Origin of the sequence: Citrifermentans bemidjiense Bem (assembly GCF_000020725.1) — a bacterium.
GTDB lineage: Bacteria > Desulfobacterota > Desulfuromonadia > Geobacterales > Geobacteraceae > Geomonas > Geomonas bemidjiensis.
Window position 1 is genome coordinate 371,406 of the sequence record NC_011146.1, and the last position, 17,862, is coordinate 389,267.

Genomic DNA, 17,862 nt, shown 5'->3' on the forward strand with positions numbered 1-17,862 from the left:
ACAACCGAATTGGAGGAGCACAATATGAAGATGGTGGCATTCAACGGAAGCCCTAACCGGGAAGGAAACACCTATCACGCCATCAAGCTCGTCGCCGCCGAGCTGGAAAAGGAAGGGATAGAGACCGAGATCGTCCACGTCGGCAACAAGACCATCCGCGGCTGCATCGCCTGCATGCAATGCGCGAAGCACCAGAACGAGCAGTGCGCGCTGAAGGACGACGAAGTGAACGAGTGGGTGCAGAAGATGAAGAGCGCAGACGCCATCATCCTCGGCTCTCCGGTGCACTACGCCGGGATCGGCGGGACCCTGAAGTCGTTCCTCGACCGCGCCTTCTTCGTCGGCGGTGTCAACGGCGGCCTGTTCCGGCACAAAGTAGCCGCCTCCGTCGTGGCGGTGCGTCGCTCAGGCGGGGTGACCACCACCGACCAATTGAACCACTTTATCAACTACTCCGAAATGCTCGTGGCGACCTCCAACTATTGGAACGTGATCCACGGCAGGGCTCCCGGCGAAGTGCTTCAGGACGGAGAAGGGATGCAGATCATGCGCGTCTTGGGCAAGAACATGGCGTGGATGATGAAGCTGGTGCAGCACGGCAAAGAAGCCGTCCCGGCACCGGAGAAAGAGGATAAGGTCTACACCCACTTCATCCGGTAAACCAAAGGGGACAGGCTACTTTTTTGTAAAAAAAGTAGCCTGTCCCCCTTAAAGCCTGTCCCCCTTAAAGCCCAGCCAGCGCCAACTCCTTCAGCCCTTTGAGATCCAGCTTCCCCGTCCCCAGCATCGGGAGGCTTTCCACTTCCAGGTAACAATCCCGCGCCGGCTTCCACAGGTTCGGCAGCGCGCTCTCCGCCAGATGCCGCTGCATCGTAACGGCGTCGGTGGCCCCCCTGGCATAAACCACCACCAGCTTTTCCCCCTTCTTATCGTCCGGGACGGCGGTGACCGCCAGCACGCCGGTTTGCCCCAGGCACGTGTGCAGTTCGTCCTCGATTGCCCCGTGCGGCACCATCTCTCCGCCGATCTTGCTGAACCGGGACATACGGTCGGTGATCCTGATGAAACCGTCCTCGTCCATCACGCCGATGTCGCCGGTCAGGTACCACCCGTCCCGCAGCACCTCCGCGCTCTTGTCGGCGCGCCCGAGATACCCCGACATCACGTTCGGTCCCTTGACCAGGATCATCCCCGCCGCTCCCGGCTCCAATACGGCCCCGCTCTCCGGATCCACCACCTTGATGGCGACGCCCGGAATCGGATGCCCCACGCTTCCCTCCTTGGAGCCATGCTGCCTGACCCCGTCGATCTCCACGTCCGGCAGGCTCAGCGTGATAACCGGCGAAAGCTCGGTTGCCCCGTATCCCTCCATCGGGCGCACGCCGAACTTCTCCTCGAAGGCATCGGCGACCTTAACCTTCAGCTTCTCGGCCCCGGTGATCACCAGCCTCAGGGCGGCGAAATCCTCCACTTTTGCCCGGCGCAGATAGGCGAGCAGGAAGGTGGGCGTGGCGAGAAGCAGCGTGGATTTGTGCTCTCGCGCGACCGCGGCGATCTTCTCCCCTTCCATGGGGTTCGGGTGGTAGGCGGCGGAAAAGCCCGAGACCAGCGGGAACCAGAGCGTCCCGGTGAATCCTAACGAATGGAAGAAGGGTAGGGCGGAGCAGACGTTGTCGTTCAGGTCGACACGGAACACCATGCGCAGCGCCTCGATGTTGGACATGATGTTGTGGTGGCTGAGCATCACCCCCTTCGGTTCGCCGGTGCTGCCGGACGAGAAGATGACGGTCGCGGTCCGGTCCGGGTGGAATGCGCCGCTGCGGCAGATGAGGCGGACAGGGAAGAGGCGCGCCTTAAGGACGGCGGTCAGCTTGTCCCAACCGGAGATGGCGGGGGCAAGGTCCTCCAGGTAAATCATCCCTGAGAGTCGTGGCAGGGCGGGGAGCTTCTCCAGGAACACCCGCGAGGTTATAACCGTGCTGATGCCGCACTGCTCTATCGCGGAGCGAAAGGAAGATTCCGTCGCGGTGTAGTTGAGGTTCACCGGGATCCTCCCCAGCAACGAGACCGCCAGGTTTGCCAGTGCCCCACCCGCCGAAGGAGGGAGCAGTATCCCCACATGCACCGAGGCGCCGAGCTCCCGCTCCACTTTACCCGCCAGCGCAACGGCCCCCGCCAGCGTCCGACCATAGCTAAGGTTCTTGCCGGAGCTGTCCGCGATGGCGTTGCGGTTCCACTGTTGCCGCGCCGTGCGTACGAAATACTCCGGCAACGGGCGGCGCTGCTCTTTCTTCGATTCGAAATAGTCGCAGGAGAGTTCCGCCACCTTTTGGCGTACCTCGATGGCGCGGCTTTTGGCCGGCATCGGGATCCCGAAGAGGATGGTGACCGGGTAGGGGGCAAGCGCCGGCAGTCGGGAGAGAAGCCGGCCGTGCGCGTAGGAGAGGATGCTCCCCCAGGCGCCGCCGATGTAGACGGGGACGATGGGGTGGCCGCTGTCTTTCACGATGCGCTCGAAGCCGCCGCGGAACTCGCCTAGCATCCCGTTGCGGGTGAGCGCGCCCTCGGCGAAGATGCAGACCATGTACCCTTCGTCGAGTGCCGCGCGGGCGCTTTTGATGAATTGCAGCATCTCCCTCTTGCCGTCCGTGGAGGAGACCGGGATCACCCCCATCAGTCGGAACAGGGCGTTCAAGACCGGCGTGTTGTAGATGCTCCGCTCCATGACGAAACGGATGCGGCGCTGGTTGGTGGCCGTCAGGAGGAGCGCGTCCGCCCAGGTCACGTGGTTGGGGATGAGGAGCGCCGGCCCTTCCACCGGGAGGTTCTCTCTGCCGATGATCCTGATCCGGTAAAAGATGCGCATGGTAACAAGTGCTATGAAGCGCAGCAGGAAGTCCGGGAGGGCGCGGAAGGAAAGCGCGGTGAGGAGCAGCGTCATGGCGCCGACGAGGCTGAACCCTTGCGCTGCGCTCATACCCAGCGGGCCGCTGAAGAGCCAGGTGAGCCCGGAGGCTGCCAGTATCCCCACCCAGTTGATGAAGCTGGAGGCCGCCAGCACCTCCCCCTGATTGGAATCGTCCGCCCGAAGCTGGATGAAGGTCTGCAGCGGCAGGCTGAATACCCCCGCCGAGACGCCGAAGCCGACGATGATGACCAGGCTCGCGGCGAGGTTGCCGGGGACGGCGTGCAGCAGCACCGGCGCCAGGGTGAGGCCGGTGGCCCCCAGCGGCACGATGCCGAACTCGACGTCCCTTCCCGAAAGCTTCGCGGCAAGAAGCGACCCGATGCCGATGCCGAAAGCCGCCGCCAGGAAGAGGTAGCCGCTCTGTGCCTCGGTGAGCCCGAGTTCTTCCATCCCGTAGCCGATCAGGTTCAGCTGGGCGAAGGCCCCGATGAACATGAACCAGGCGAGCCCGATGACCGCCAGCATGAGGTGGCGGTCGCGGCGCATTTCGTTCACCGTCTTAAGGATGCGGGTGGGGAGGAGGGCAACCGGCCGGGAGGCGTCGCAGTGGACCGTGTTTCCCATCAACCGCGCGGAGCCAAGTCCGGTGAGCGCCACCGCGAGGCAGGCGCATGCCGCCAGCCAAAAGCGCCCACCTGCCGCCTGGGTGAGTGCCGAGGCTAGCGCTGTGCCGACGATGATGGCCAGGAAGGTGAAAGATTCGATCAGCCCGTTGGCGCGGGAGAGCCCTTCCTTGGGGACCAGTTCCGGAATGATCCCGTACTTGGCCGGCGCGAAGAGCGCGCTGTGGCAACCCATCAGGAAGACGACCAGGTAGAGGAGAGGCTCAAGGCGCAGGGCGAAGGCGATGACTGCCAGAAGCGTCGCCGCCGCCTCGAACAGTTTCACCCCGAAGATGAGCCGGGACTTCGCCAGTTTGTCGGCGAGGCTACCGGCCGGTGCCGACAGGATCAGGAAGGGGAGCACGAAAGCAGCGCCCACCCCTGCCGTGACCGCACCGGCTTCGGCCGCGCCATGTGTGCCGATCAGGAAGAAGATGATCAAAAGCTTCAGTATGTTGTCGTTCAAGGCCCCGAGGAACTGGGTCGCGTTGAGCCAGGCAAGCGGGTTGGAGCGTGAGTTCGATGTCATGTCATACCTCTTGAGTTGCTGCATAGCGACGATCTTCCGTCACCGGTGGCTATTGCATTTTGTCACCTAGTCCCCCCTCCCCTTGCGGGAGGGGGTTAGGGGGTGGGGGTAGGTGCCACCCTTTACGCTGCTGGCAACTTCACCCACCCCCCGTCCCCCTCCCGTCAAGGGAGGGGGGGCGTGTCCTTCATCCACTGCACGTTGTTGAAGACCAGCTCCGGCACCCCCAGCGCCTCTTTCAGCGCCACGTCCCGGTCCCACACGTTGGCAATGCGGGCAATCTCCACCATGCGCCGAAGCGGCAGCACGTGGGAGTAGGCGAAAGGGGTGACCAGCGGCGTCCTCAAAAGCGGCATGTCCGTTCCGTACAAGAGGCGGCCGTGCAGCTCGGTCTGCTTGAGGAGACGTTGCAGGTGACCCAGGCGGTTTATCTGGGTAAGCGCCGAGATGTCCGCATAGAGGTTGGGGAATTCCCGGCACAAGCGCAGGAAGCGGTCATGGTTATCCTCCCCCTGGCTTTTCCCGCTGCTCGCGGCATGTGCGGCGATCACCGTGACGCCTAAGAAAAGCGGCAGCCTCAGGCGCTCCGGGTCCCCCAGTTCTTCCTTCGCGCTGGTGAAAGAGCTTTCCTTCCCCGTGTGGGTGAGGAGCGGCAGTCCCAGTTGTTTCAGCTTCAGGTAGAACGGGATCAGCCTTTCGTCCGCAGGGTCGATGTGCTGGATGGCGGGAAGCCACTTCAGCAGCACCGCACCAGATTCCGCGGCCCGCTCCAGCCGTTCGATGGCGTCAGGGCGGAACGGGTTGATGCTGGCGCCGAAGAGGAGGTTCGGGTACTTGGCCGTTTCCTTCGCCACGAACTCGTTGGGGATGAACATTTCCGTGCGCGACCTGTCGAGGTTCCCGTTTGCGTCTACCACGCCGTCCATGGCGAGGATGACCGCGGATGCCACCCGCTCCGATTGCGCCAGGCGCTCCGAAGTCCGGCGCATCACCAGGCCGTCCCCCTCCCGCTTCAGTTCCTGCTCCGTAACGCCAAAGGCGCGGAGGTAGACCCAGTACTTCCAACTTCCCATCAAGGCAGGCGACACGAAGCAGCCGCTCTCTCCCGCCCCGATCCCCGCCGTGTGGCAGTGGATGTCGATGATGTTCTTTCTCGTGTCGTTCGGCATTTGGGCCGCCTTTTTAATCTCGTTCCCAAGGTCCACCTTGGGAACGCAATGCAGACCGAAGCTCCAGCTTCGTAACCAAGTGGAACGCAAGGGGGACAGGCACCTGATGGAGCCAGTCCCCTTGTCCAGGTTCCCCCCTTTGCGAAGGGGGGACAGGGGGGATTTCACCTTACTTGCACTCTCACTATTACAGGGACTATGCCAATAGATGCTTTTATTGCTCTGACACTGTAACCCCTTGTTTTATGCAATGAGTGTCATAGTCTACTTAGCCGCTACCAAAACCTCATTGACATTCAATGTACATAGCCAGTACATTCACTGCATGAAATCCTCAAAAGCTACAGACAAAGAGTGGACCTTTTTAGAGACAGTGGCGCGCGCCGCATTTGCCAATCCGTTCGGCGAAACTAGAGACGACCTCGACATAGCCATAAGCGGAGCCGCACCTGATTCGTCGGCCGACGAGATCCTGCATGCGGTAGTGACACGTATCGAGGTCAAATTGCAGAGCCTGCGCGACAGAGGAGTAGCCGACCTGCGTAACCTGGACGGACACCGGCGCGAGGTCATGCGCAGGGTTTGCCTCTTCCATGTCTTTCACCGCTACGTGGACCATTTCGACGAGCTGATAAAGACCCAACTGAAGGAGGGGGACAAGCATTGCCGCGTCCCCTTCGCCCGGCACGTCCTTGGGGAACTGACCGCTTTCGGCATAGGCGATCAGGATGCGGTGCGCATGTTCGCCGTATTCTACCAGCTGCGCCGTGCCTTTTACTTCATCAAGAACGGGCTGGTGGGCACTTCCCCCTCCATGAAGACCTTGCGCCGGCATCTCTGGGACTGCGTCTTCACCCACGACATAAGGTGGTTCGAGGCGGGCCTATGGGACAAGATGGAGGAATTCTCCATACTGCTTTTAGGGGAAACCGGCACCGGCAAGGGGGCCGCGGCCGCCGCCATCGGGCGCTCCGGGTTCATTCCCTTCGACGTCGCCAGAAACGCCTTCACCGAGAGCTTTACCCGCAACTTCGTCTCCATAAACCTGTCGCAGTACTCCGAAGGTGTGCTGGAATCCGAACTCTTCGGGCACAAGAAAGGCGCCTTCACCGGCGCCGTCGACAACCACGAAGGGCTCTTCAGCCGCTGCGCCCCGCATGGCGTCATCTTCCTGGACGAGATAGGCGACGTGAGCATTCCGGTGCAGATAAAACTGCTCCAGGTGCTGCAGGAGCGAATCTTCTTCCCTGTGGGGAGCCACGAGGCCAGGCGCTTCAGCGGGCGCATCGTCGCCGCTACCAACCGTTCGCTAGACGAGATGCTCGAAAGCGGAAAGTTCCGCGACGACCTCTACTATCGCCTCTGTTCCGACGTCATCACCCTGCCGCCGCTCAGAGTGAGGCTGAAAGAGGACCCGCAGGAGCTGGACAACCTTCTGGGCGTTCTTCTTTCGCGTCTTGCCGGGGAGATGCCGGGGCGGGAAAAGCATCTGGTGAAAAGGATACTGAAGCGCGACCTGGGGCGTCATTACGCGTGGCCCGGCAACGTGCGGGAGCTGGAACAGGCAATAAAGAGGATCATCCTCACCGGGCGCTATCAAGGAATGAAAAGAGAGGAACCGAAGCAGGATGCCGCAGCCCGGCTTGCGCAGGAGATAGTGGAAGGTGCAATGAACGCCGAGGAATTGCTCTCCGCCTACTGCTCGTCCCTTTATGCCAGCTTCGGCACCTATGAAGAGGTAGCCCGCAGGACCCGCCTGGACCGGCGCACCGTCAAGAAGTACGTGGAGATGGGAAAAGTCTCCCCCTCCCTGGACGGGAGGGGGACTTTATTCGGCAACTGCAGTATCCAAACCGGACGATGTTTGGAAAGTTGAGACTGAATCCCATTGACAAAGAGCGCAGCATAGGCAATAACAAGCCTTTATTTGAATTGATTAAGCAGTTGCCGTCTTGCTATCCGAGGCATCTTTCTTTCTCTCATCGTTGACTCAGTGGAGATGCCGGATAATATTTGGTGGGCTTTGGCAATGCCTAAGCCGGCTAAAACAACAAAGGAGGGTGTATGTTTAAAAAAGTTGCTATTGCTGCTGTACTGTCGCTGATGGTTTCCGGTGTTGCCTATGCAGGGCTTGACGCTCTCAAGGGCCTGGGAAAAGAAGCAGGGAAGGGCGTTGCTGCCAGTGCTAAGGAAGGCGCACTCAGTGCCGTGACCAACAAGCTCAAGAAGGTGCAGAACGAGAAAGGCCCGATCAAGTTCAAGACCGGCAAAGCCGAGATCGATCCTTCCTGCGACAAGACCATGACCGCCATCGCGGCAATCATGACCGACTACCCCGGCTTCCACGTACAGGTTGACGGCCACACCGACAACGTCGGCAAGCCCGAGGCAAACCAGAAGCTTTCCCAGGATCGTGCCGATGCCGTAGTGAAATACCTGGTGGACAAGAAAGCCGTCGATGCCAAGCGCCTCTCCGCTAAAGGGTTCGGCGACAGCAAGCCCATCGCCGACAACAAGACCAAAGCCGGCCAAGCCAAAAACCGCCGCGTAGATTTCACCGTCACCAAGATGTAGTCAATCAAAAGGGGGAGCCGCAAGGCTCCCCTTTTTCAGCCTCTAATCCCAGACTTCCCGATCTTCCTCCAGTCCCCTCGTCCTTTGGGAGAGGGTGCCCGAAGGGCGGGCTTGCCCACCGTACCGCTTCGGAAATCCAGCCGACTTCGTCATTTACATCGCTGCGTCCAGGCGCTGATGCCCACAAGGAGACAACAAATGTCTTTCAATTTCTTTGTAAGATTTGTATTGATATCGGTAATGTTCGCAGCTACAGGTTGTTCCTGGCCGGGCATCGAAATCGGCGGTGAAAAGTATCTCCTTTCGCCAACGCCAACCAACCATACGAGCAAGACTGAGTCGACACCTGGAGACATACAGAGCTTGAAATAAGGAAAGCAGGATCGGTTATGGATATTGATTTATTTCTCCAACGCATTGGCCTCCAATCCCTCCCGGACTCCCCCATGAAGCGCCTTCGGGCGCTGTATGCTGCGATGACCAAAACGGTTCCCTTCGAAAACGTGGCGGTTATGGAAGGAAAGAGCATCAGCCTCGAACCCGGCGATATCTTCGCCAAGGTGGTTGAGCAGGGGAGAGGCGGCTACTGTTTCGAGTTGAACGGCCTGCTTGCCCATCTGCTTGAACAGTTTGGTTACAGGATCGAGCGCCTGATTGGGAGGGTCTGGGCCAGCGGAGCACCGGCGCCTTTGCTGACGCATATGACGCTGCGGGTGTTCGTGGAAGATCGGCCCTACCTTTGCGATGTCGGCTTCGGGGGAGGGACGTTGAGAGAGCCGTTGCCGTGGGTCACCGGGGCGGTCGCCATACAAGGCCCGGACCGTTTCCGGCTGGATGCGACCGACAACGGGGAAACCATGCTGTCCCGGCTCGTCGATGCGGAATGGAAGAATATGTACAGCCTGCTCCCTTGCCCGGTGCGTTCCCAGGACTACATCCCCGCCAATCATTACACCTCGACCCACCCCAACTCGCATTTCACCCAAGGTCTGGTTGCCGCTCTGGTGACCGACAGCGGGCGGGTAACGCTACGCGATCGACTCTTTCGCACGGTCGGCGCAGAAGGAGAGACCGAACGGGAATTGACGACGTTCGATGAAGTGGTTCAGGTCCTGGGCCAGGAATTCGGCCTGCGCAATCTCGATCTAGCCGCTTTGCAGAGCCGGCTTTCTTACCTCTTTGCCTGAGGGGAGAGATAGACCCCCGTAAAGGAGAGTATCGTGTCTCTACGCAGCCTTCGCATCCTCACCGCCATTGCCGGCAAAGGCACCTTTGCAGCCGCCGCCGACCAATTGGGGCTAACCCAGTCGGCTATAAGCCTGCAGGTAAAGAAGTTAGAGGACGAATTCGGCGTGCAGCTTTTCGAGAGGACCGGCCGTAGTCCCAAGCTCAACATGAATGGCCGTTACGTTGTAGAACGGGCTTCCGAGATCCTTCTTATCTACGATGAAATGAAAGCCCGCCTATCCCCGCTTGGCGGCGTGCAGGGGCTGCTGACGCTGGGGGCGGTCCCTACCGTGATCACGGGCTCGCTTCCCCCCGCACTCGGGCGGCTGCGAACCCGCTACCAGGACATGCAAGTCAAACTCGTTTCCGGCCTCTCCACCGAATTGGTCCGCAAAGTCGAGGAGGGTGACCTGGACGCCGCCTTGACTACAGAGCCCCCCTACGCCGTGCCGCCGCAATACGAATGGATTCCCTATGATGAAGAACCCTTCTTCGTGGTTGCACCCAAGGAGGCCGGCATCAACGATGTCGCGCTGCTGTTCGAGCGCTTCCCTTTCGTGCGTTTCGACAAGATGGCCTGGGCAGGCGCCATGGTAGATCATGAGCTGATGCTGCAAGGGATCCGTCCGCGCGAGGTTATGGAATTCGATTCGTTGGAAATGGCCCTCGCCCTGGTGGAAGAAGGTCTGGGGATAGCTGTGGTGCCGCTGAGCAAATCGCGCCTGGAGCAGGTCGCGAACCATTTCACCCTCACCCCTTTCGGCACCCCACAGTTAAGCCGGCGCGTGGGGATGTACCAGAAGCGGCAACATCCGCGCCAGCCATTGACCCGTGCGGTTCTGGACGAGTTGTCGCAGCAAGTAAACCTCAAGTAAAACTCAAGGCTCCCGTAAAAACTATCAACTTTTTCTCAAGACAATGTCATGCTACCCTCTTTCTACAGTCCAACATGAAGAGGTTCGAGTATGACCGTTATCATAAATGCACTGACGCCTGTTCTAGCGCTGATAGTCTTAGGTTTTCTCATCAGGCGCACTGAGTTCATTCCCTCCACTTTCTGGCCTGCCGCAGAAAAGCTGACCTACTATCTCCTGATGCCGGCAATGTTGATTCATAGCCTCGCCGGAAAAGAGATCGGCTCCTCTCCCTGGTTGAACATACTTCTTACGGTCGGCGGTGCGATCCTAGCCAGCGTGTTGTTCGTGATGCTGGGTTGGCTCCCGCGCCGGCATATGGGGGGGGCGGCCTTCACCTCGCTGTTCCAGGGCGGGGTCCGCTTCAACACCTTCGTAGCGCTGGCTCTTGCAGAAAACCTGTTCGGGAAGGAGGGGCTGTTTCTTGCCTCTCTGGGGGCGGGGTTCATGATACTGATCATCAACGTTCTGTGCGTCTCTGCCTTCTCCGTGGCAGTCGGCCACGGCGTATTCGACCTCAAAAGGTTAGCACGCGACCTGGTGCGGAACCCGCTGATCTGGGGATGTACCTTGGGCATCGGGCTGAACGCCTCGGGAGTGATACTGCCGGCGGCGATGGACGGTTCGCTGGTCCTTATCGGCAAGGCAGCCTTTCCCGTCGGGCTGATGGCGGTCGGGGCCGCATACCAGCCGGGTAACATAGCCCTGCATTGGCAGCCTCTTTTGACAAGTTGCGGGATTCAGTTCCTCTGCAAACCCGCCATCGCCTGGTGGTTAGCGGCGGCTACCGGTTTGTCCGGAGTTGCCGCTGGAGTCGCAGTACTTCTTTTCAGTGTGCCTACCGCACCATCGGCCTACATCCTTTCCAGGCAGATGGGCGGAGACCATGACAGCATGGCCGTGATAATCACCGTTCAGACCTGCCTCTCCTTTTTCACCCTTCCGCTCACGCTCTGGCTGTTACGCTGACTGCCGCGCCATTTCCGGCCATCCGCAGCGCTGCTCTCCCCCTCCCTCGACGGGAGGGGGCAGGGGGGTGGGTGAAGTTGTTCCCGCAAGGGGAGGGGGACTTGTATATTGAGCGGTCATTGCCCCTTGACAAGATTTCCTCATTGGGGTATTTATATCGCCGCTTGTGACTGCAACAGATATACGACAATACTAAACCTTCCGCGAGGATGGGACGGAAAGCCTATAGGGTCTCACTGAGACAGCCGGGTCGCCGAAAATATCTTTTTCGATATTAAAGGTGGCCCGGCCTTTTTTTGTTCCATGCCTCAGGCCACAGGTTGTTTCTGTGCGCTCTGAGCTAATCAAAGGAGGAAGTACGATGAAAAAAATTATAGTTCTTGCAGTTTTGTTGGCTTTGGTTTCCCTCGTTCCCGGCGCTGCAATGGCGGACAGCATCAAGGGGAGGTTGGGCGTGACTGGTAAGGTCGGGTTTATCGTCCCGTCCGACAACGAAGCTGAATTCGGCTTCGGAACGAACCACACCGACACCGGTTTAGTCGTGGGCGGCGGTCTTCTTTACGGCATCGACGATCACTTCGCCGCCGAGTTGGATGTGACCAACTCTTCCTTCGATTCGGAAATCGGCGACTTCGACGTCACCGATATCTCCTTCGGCGGCCAGTACCGTTTCACCAACATGCGTGACAGAAGGCTCGTTCCCTACATTGGAGCGGGCTTGGACATCATCTCTTCTGACTTCGATTCGGATTTCGGGGGAAGGCGCCATGTCGACACGACGCTGGGTGTGCATCTGAGCGGAGGTCTCGATTATTTCGTTGAGAAGCACGTCGCTCTGACCGCCGAAGCAAAGGTCGTGCTGGCGCCGGACGCAGACATCACTGACGACGGCTTCCACAGCGGTTCCTTCGATCCGACCAACTTCTCCACCACCTTCGGAGTCCGGTTCTTTTTCAACTAACAAGGGACTCTCCAAGCTCCCCCTCCCTTGACGGGAGGGGGGACTGTCGGGCAGAACCGGCCGATCAACATCCATGCAATTGAAGCTTTACCCCGGCGACACATAGCCCGGTTGCCCTTTGCATTCCCGGTGCGATAATCAGCCCTGTTGCTTTTTCCCTGTAACGGAGGCCTCTATGAATCGCGAACAGCATGTTTGCCTGGTGTGCGGCTTCAACATGATCGGGTTTCATCCCGCTAATTGCCCTTTCTGCGGTGCCTCGGCAATGCACTTCATAACCTCGGAAGAGTGCTCCGCGCGCTTCCATGTCTCCTCGACTCAGGTAAACGAAAAGGTGTCGAGGTTAAATTCCCAACCTGCCCTCGGCATCGAGCATGCCGCCTACCGGATCGAGACCGGCAACGGTGCATGCTGGATCGACTGCCCGTCCTGTTTCGACTCTTCGCTTCCCAAGGCAGACTCCATCCTCTTCACCCATCACCACTTCCTCGGCGCTTCCAATCTCTACCGCGATCGCTTCGCGGCTGAGGTGCGCATCCACCAACTTGACTCCACCCACGACATCTGCCGCCCCTTCAGTTTCGACACCACCTTCCAAGAGAACTTCGTCCACAAAGGTATAGAAGCCTTCCATATAGGCGGACATACACCCGGATTCACCTGCTACATCTTCGAAGACGTCTTCTTCATCTGCGACTACGTCTTTCTCGATGGCGACGGCGTGAAATACAACCCGTTCGGTCCAGCCGATCTCACCATCGCAGGGGGAAGAGTAATTGAAGACGTTATCCGCAACCGTCAGCTCTCCACGGTCTGCGGCTACAACTACGTCATCGGCTACGACGACTGGAAGCGCAGGTTCGACGCCGGCCCCGTCTTTGGCGGATATTGAACCTACTGATGATGAACGGCGCGTACAGCGTAAAGAGGCGCTGCAAATTCTTACTGGAGCATCAGCATTAAACACTTTGACTTGAGTGCCAGAAATGGTACAGTGGGTGGCGGATGAACTCAAGACGGCGTTGAGCCGTCTTGGCAATTTCAACAGAGGCGCAAAATGAAAGACAAACATGTAGGGTCAAATTTCGACGCTTTCCTCGTAGAGGAAGGCCTCCGTGCCGATGCGGAAGCGGCGGCCATTAAAAGGGTTATTGCATATCAAATCGAATTGGAAATGAAACAGGCAAACCTGTCAAAAACCGCCATGGCGGAAAAGATGCATACCAGCCGTACTGCCCTCGACCGACTACTTGATCCCACCAATGTCTCCGTCACTCTTCAAACCCTCGAAAGAGCGGCCCTTGCCCTCGGTAAAAACCTGAAAGTGGAACTGGCATAAGTACTGCGGACGCGACTCGTCTAAATGGTATCCAGCCCCAGTTCCTTCAGCTTCTTCTTTCCGGGCTCGGTGGTCTCCGGATCCCATCCGCGATCCTGGTAATACTGGGTGAGCATGCTCTCGAACTTCTCCCGGTCCAGCACCGCTCCCTTTTTCGGTCCAACGGTGAAGGCATCCTCGAAAAAACGGTCCGGGAGACGGTCGTCTTCGCGGCGAAACCCCTCGCGGTAATTGAACAGCTTTTCCAGGGTGAAGATTCGCTCGCCCACTTTTTCGAACTCTGCCTTGTCGAATTTCCGGCCGGTTATGGCACTGAGCAGCGCTAACATCGGTTCTTCCAGCGTCGGTTCGAAGGTAGGGAAAAAGCACATGCCGGTGGAATCCATCATGGCCCGCCTGTTCTGCATGGCAATGTTGTCTCCGCTCATGTGGCAGGCCCCCCGCGACGCTGTCACGTAGGAAAGCCCCCGTGGCTGATTTGCCTGGATGTTGTGGGCAGCGAGCTCAAGCCCTTTCACCTGGATGGCAAACTTGTCGCTCCCTTTGCCGATATGCCAGGAAAGGCCCCGCACCCCCTCGGCGGCCAGGGCTCCCACCCCCTCCTTGGCGGCAATCTTCTCGATCATCGCCAGCGTCGCATCGACACTTCCCCATTTAAGGTCGATGCCGTCTAGAAAACTCCGATTGATCAACCCACGCTCGTACGCTTCCATGAGAAAGCCGATGACGTTGCCGGTGGAGATCTGGTCCAGGCCGAGATCGTCGATGGTGGTTATCGCCTTCAGCAGTCCGGGCATATCGGAAATCATCAGGTTTGAACCGAGCATCACGCCGGTTTCGTACTCGGGTCCGTCGTGGACGACCCCGCCGTGTTTACCCTTCGTCATACCGCTTTTCTTGCAGGCGAGCGGACAACAGTAACAGGCTATGTCCTTTACCCAGACATCGCGCCGGGCGGCATCGCCGCCGATCTTGTCAGCCTCCGTGAAAGTCCCTTCGCGATAGTTGCGAACCGCCTCGGTACCGGCATTGCTGTTGCCGACGATGGCCCGCGCCGTCCCCTGCTCCGCCCAGGATTTGGCAAAGGCGGAACCGTTGAGGGCGCGTCTGGCGTTTTCAAGCGCGGCAAGGAACGCTTTATGATCGGCGACAGTCGGTTGTCCCGTGCCTCGCACCGCAATGGCTTTCAGATTCTTGGAACCCATGACGCAGCCGGTACCGCCCCGGCCTGCTGCCCGCCCTGCGGTATGCAGGATGCTGGAATAGGGAACGAGATTCTCCCCGGCAGGGCCGATGTATACCGTTTTGAATCGCCGGTCCCCCAGTTCCGCCAGGAACGCCCGGTCGAAGGCATCGGTTCGCATCCCCTTGAACTTGGCGGCTTCGCGAATCTCCACTTTGTCGTCCTCAATCACGACATAGGAAAGCACCCGCGCCTTGCCGGTGATCACGATGCCGTCATAGCCGGCAAAGCGGACTTCGGGTCCGAAAAAGCCTCCCATGTTCGAGTAGGTGACGGTGGACGGGTGCGTGTAGTCGGATTTCAAAGGCGACGTGATAGGGGATTTGGTCACCACGCAGGTCCTGGACGAGGACGGGACCGGAAGCCCGGAAAACGGTCCCGGCATGAACATGAGCAGGTTATCCGGAGAAAGCGGGTCGACGCCCGGCTTCTTCAGCCGGTCCCAGAGTATCTTCATGCCCAGTCCCTGCCCGCCCACGAACTTATCGAAGTCTTCGGCGGGGACGGGCACCGTTTCAATCTTCCCGGTGGAAAGGTCTATGTTCAATATCTTGCCGTGATAACCCGGTTTCCCGCTCATTTTAACCCTCCGAAGTCGGCCGTGCCGTACCAGGTTTTGGCCAGTTCAGCCGCAATTTTTTCAGGATCTAGCCCGTAAAACTTTCGGTCACGCCTGACCTCTACATACGAGAGCGCCCCGAAAGGGCACCGCTTGACGCATTGCGGGGCGCCACCGCAGAGCGTGCACATGCGCTCAGGCTTGCCAGTTGCCGGGTCGGGAGAAATTACCCCCGTCCTCTGTGCGGCGCAGGCCTTTGCACAGCTCCGGCAGCCGAGGCACCGGTCAGAATCGTTGTGGATTGTGTGTGTAACGTTGTCCCGGTAGAGGGCGCGCCTGCCGGTTTTGGAGTCCGGCTCGACCGGGCACGCCTTCACGCATGGGGTATCGGCGCACATGGCGCAGACGTTGGGTACATCCACGTCAGGGTTGAAGCTGTGGACACGGATGTTCGCGTAGCGAGGGTTGCCAAGTCCCGGCAGTTCCTGCCCCTTGAGCGACACGGGCCGGTTGCGCGACGAACAGGCGGCCTCACAAGTCCTGCACCCGGTGCACTTGGCGTAATCGATCAGCACCATGTTCAGGGCAGGATCTCCCGCAAGCGCCCAGGCTGCCGAATGGACTCCGAATTGTCCGAGCAGAACGAGTGCGCCACCCCCTATCCCGACCCCTTTGATAAATTCCCGGCGGGTGAGGGTTGTCCTGTCATAGCTTCCGCAAGATTCCATTTTCCCCTTGTCCATGTGAGCCTCCGTTGGAGCTTCGCTTCTTATGACCTATAGTCGGAAGATTCTACTGCAGGTGATGGAAAAAGAGATAGACCAATCCTTCTGAATTATTGCCTAATCGTGCACCTCCCCCCCCAGCAGCCTCCTTCGCACAGTTTCCCTCTACAAAACTCCACCTTGTTAAATACTAATTGATATCCCCCAACTATGCGTGATAGTGTGATTGTCCCGTGACCGCACTCTCAACCTGAGGTCGAACCGGTGGGAAGTGTTTGTTAGCATCTAATGCTGGAGACAAGGCGACCACAGAAAATGACCACAGAAGAGTTGTTACAAGACCTCAAGATGAGAGGCGAACTTGACGAGCGCCACCTTTTGGCGTCGATCCGATTGCTGCACCTACTCGCCTCGGGAAAATCCTCCCAAGAGGTCATGTCGACGTTGTTACCCTTCTTTCAGGAACTTTCTGGATGTGAAGCGGTCGCTGTACGGCTACGCGAAGAAGAGGATTACCCCTATTTCCAAACGGTGGGGTTCCCATCGGAGTTCGTGAACGCTGAGAACTATCTGTGCGCGAAAGACTTGGCCGGCCAGATAAAAAGGGATGCCATCGGCCATCCAGTCCTGGAATGCATGTGCGGTAACATCCTGTGTGGACGGTTTGATGCCAATAAATCGTTCTTTACCCCAAATGGCAGTTTCTGGACAAACAGTACTAGCGAGTTGCTCGAAAGTACTGCCGAAGAGGACAGGCAGTCAGCAACCCGCAACAGGTGCAGCGCCGATGGATACGAATCGGTAGCCCTGGTTCCCCTGCACCATAATGAAGACATCATTGGACTAATACAGTTTAATGACCGACGCAAAGACCGATTCTCCAAAGGGTTTATTGCACTTGTAGAGTTGTTGGCAGACAGTGTGACCGTTGCGGTACTTCGGCGGTGGGAGGAAGAGAGCCTCAGGAAGCGTGAAGAGTATTACCGCGCTATGGTGACAGCGTTCGACGGCCTCATATACATTTGCTCGGCCAATTACCGGATCGAGTTTCTCAATGAAGCTATGAAGCGGCGTATTGGCCACGACGCCATTGGCGAATTGTGTTATGAAGCTCTGCATGGGCTTGATGCTATCTGCCCGTGGTGTAAAAATGATCGTATTTTCGCAGGTGAAAGCCATCGTTGGGTGGTCCAGAGCCCAAAAGATAACCGTTGGTACGAAGTGTCTAATACCCCTATAAGGAAAAACAATAAGATCGTTTCCAAACAGGCCATGATTATGGACGTAACAGACCGGCAACAGTTGCACGAGGAGCTTTTGCAGAAACAACAAGATTTGATATTGGCAAATGATCTATTAGAAAGCCGGGTTGCCGAGAGAACTTCCAATTTGGAGGCAGCAATGAGGGAACAAGAGTCATTCAGTTACTCGGTTTCCCATGACCTGCGCGCCCCCCTGCGCCACATTAACAGCTTCAGCGCCATTGTCATGGAGGAATTCTCGAATGAACTGCCTGCCCCTGTGAAAGACTACCTGGTGCGGATTCGCTCAGCGTCAAACAGGATGGGAGGATTGATCGACCACCTGCTTGAACTGTCCCGGGTAGGCAGGGCGGCGCTGAAACTGGAACCGGTGGATTTGAGCATGATGGCCGCGTCCATTTTGACCGCTCTCCAGGAGACGGAGTTGAAGCGGACCGTGAAAATCTTTGTGGAAGAGGATGTGCGGGTACTGGGGGACCGGACGCTGTTGCAACAGTTGCTGGAGAATCTGCTTGGAAATGCCTGGAAGTACACCTCCAAAACCGTAACAGCGCATATCGAATTCGGCAGTTCAAAGCGAGGCGACAGCACGATCTTTTATGTCAAAGATAACGGCGCAGGGTTCGACATGCAGTACAAGGACAACCTGTTCATTGCCTTCCAGCGTTTGCATACTGCGGAGTTCGAGGGCGAAGGGATCGGGCTTACGACTGCACAGCGTATAATCCATCGCCACAGTGGGGACATCTGGGCTGAAGGAGAAGTAGGAAAGGGGGCGACTTTCTACTTCACTTTGCCGAATTAGCCCACATCTTCCGAGG

14 protein-coding genes and 1 riboswitch are annotated in these 17,862 nt (G+C 58.4%); of the genes, 10 read left to right on the top strand and 4 right to left on the bottom strand.

Annotation, left to right across the window (positions count from 1 at the left end; translation table 11 throughout):
* Positions 1-24: 24 nt before the first annotated feature.
* Positions 25-660, top strand: a complete 636-nt coding sequence (locus GBEM_RS01510) for a flavodoxin family protein (protein WP_012528739.1) — start codon at positions 25-27, stop codon at positions 658-660.
* Positions 661-724: 64 nt separating this feature from the next.
* On the opposite strand, the gene GBEM_RS01515 is transcribed toward GBEM_RS01510, so the two are convergent.
* Both GBEM_RS01515 and GBEM_RS01520 read right to left on the bottom strand, forming a co-directional pair.
* The gene (locus GBEM_RS01515) at positions 725-4,099 is read right to left on the bottom strand and encodes an acyl-[ACP]--phospholipid O-acyltransferase (RefSeq protein WP_012528740.1); all 3,375 of its coding nucleotides are present in this window, start codon (positions 4,097-4,099) and stop codon (positions 725-727) included.
* A 164-nt stretch (positions 4,100-4,263) separates the two neighbouring features.
* Positions 4,264-5,268 (bottom strand): amidohydrolase family protein, encoded by a 1,005-nt coding sequence (locus GBEM_RS01520; RefSeq protein ID WP_012528741.1) that lies wholly within the window; start codon positions 5,266-5,268, stop codon positions 4,264-4,266.
* A 325-nt stretch (positions 5,269-5,593) separates the two neighbouring features.
* On the opposite strand from GBEM_RS01520, the gene GBEM_RS01525 reads away from it, so the two are divergent.
* From GBEM_RS01525 to GBEM_RS01560, 8 genes are all read left to right on the top strand, one after another.
* Positions 5,594-7,144 carry a sigma 54-interacting transcriptional regulator gene (locus tag GBEM_RS01525; protein ID WP_226373915.1) on the top strand — a complete coding sequence of 517 codons (1,551 nt, stop codon included), beginning with the start codon at positions 5,594-5,596 and terminating at the stop codon, positions 7,142-7,144.
* A gap of 188 nt (positions 7,145-7,332) precedes the next feature.
* Positions 7,333-7,842, top strand: coding sequence for an OmpA family protein (locus GBEM_RS01530; RefSeq protein WP_012528743.1), 510 nt, complete (start codon positions 7,333-7,335; stop codon positions 7,840-7,842).
* Between the two features lie 389 nt (positions 7,843-8,231).
* Positions 8,232-9,029: an arylamine N-acetyltransferase family protein gene (locus GBEM_RS01535; protein ID WP_012528744.1), complete on the top strand. Its 798-nt coding sequence runs from the start codon at positions 8,232-8,234 to the stop codon at positions 9,027-9,029.
* 33 nt (positions 9,030-9,062) lie between these two features.
* Positions 9,063-9,944: a LysR family transcriptional regulator gene (locus GBEM_RS01540; RefSeq protein ID WP_012528745.1), complete on the top strand. Its 882-nt coding sequence runs from the start codon at positions 9,063-9,065 to the stop codon at positions 9,942-9,944.
* Between the two features lie 90 nt (positions 9,945-10,034).
* Positions 10,035-10,952 carry an AEC family transporter gene (locus tag GBEM_RS01545; protein WP_012528746.1) on the top strand — a complete coding sequence of 306 codons (918 nt, stop codon included), beginning with the start codon at positions 10,035-10,037 and terminating at the stop codon, positions 10,950-10,952.
* A gap of 181 nt (positions 10,953-11,133) precedes the next feature.
* A riboswitch (cyclic di-GMP riboswitch) is annotated at positions 11,134-11,210 on the top strand.
* A gap of 103 nt (positions 11,211-11,313) precedes the next feature.
* Positions 11,314-11,913, top strand: coding sequence for a porin family protein (locus tag GBEM_RS01550; RefSeq protein ID WP_012528747.1), 600 nt, complete (start codon positions 11,314-11,316; stop codon positions 11,911-11,913).
* A 175-nt stretch (positions 11,914-12,088) separates the two neighbouring features.
* Complete coding sequence (locus GBEM_RS01555; protein WP_012528748.1) at positions 12,089-12,805, top strand: MBL fold metallo-hydrolase; 717 nt, start codon at positions 12,089-12,091, stop codon at positions 12,803-12,805.
* Between the two features lie 165 nt (positions 12,806-12,970).
* On the top strand, positions 12,971-13,252 hold the full coding sequence (locus GBEM_RS01560) for an XRE family transcriptional regulator (protein WP_012528749.1): 282 nt from the start codon (positions 12,971-12,973) through the stop codon (positions 13,250-13,252).
* A gap of 20 nt (positions 13,253-13,272) precedes the next feature.
* On the opposite strand, the gene GBEM_RS01565 is transcribed toward GBEM_RS01560, so the two are convergent.
* Together GBEM_RS01565 and GBEM_RS01570 are read right to left on the bottom strand one after the other, a co-directional pair.
* Positions 13,273-15,075, bottom strand: a complete 1,803-nt coding sequence (locus GBEM_RS01565; protein WP_012528750.1) for an aldehyde ferredoxin oxidoreductase family protein — start codon at positions 15,073-15,075, stop codon at positions 13,273-13,275.
* Positions 15,072-15,797 carry a 4Fe-4S dicluster domain-containing protein gene (locus GBEM_RS01570; RefSeq protein WP_012528751.1) on the bottom strand — a complete coding sequence of 242 codons (726 nt, stop codon included), beginning with the start codon at positions 15,795-15,797 and terminating at the stop codon, positions 15,072-15,074. Before GBEM_RS01570 ends, GBEM_RS01565 begins: the two co-directional genes overlap by 4 nt.
* Positions 15,798-16,094: 297 nt before the next feature.
* Here GBEM_RS01570 and GBEM_RS01575 point away from each other — a divergent pair, with 297 nt between their 5' ends.
* The gene (locus GBEM_RS01575) at positions 16,095-17,846 is read left to right on the top strand and encodes a sensor histidine kinase (RefSeq protein WP_012528752.1); all 1,752 of its coding nucleotides are present in this window, start codon (positions 16,095-16,097) and stop codon (positions 17,844-17,846) included.
* Positions 17,847-17,862: the final 16 nt, after the last annotated feature.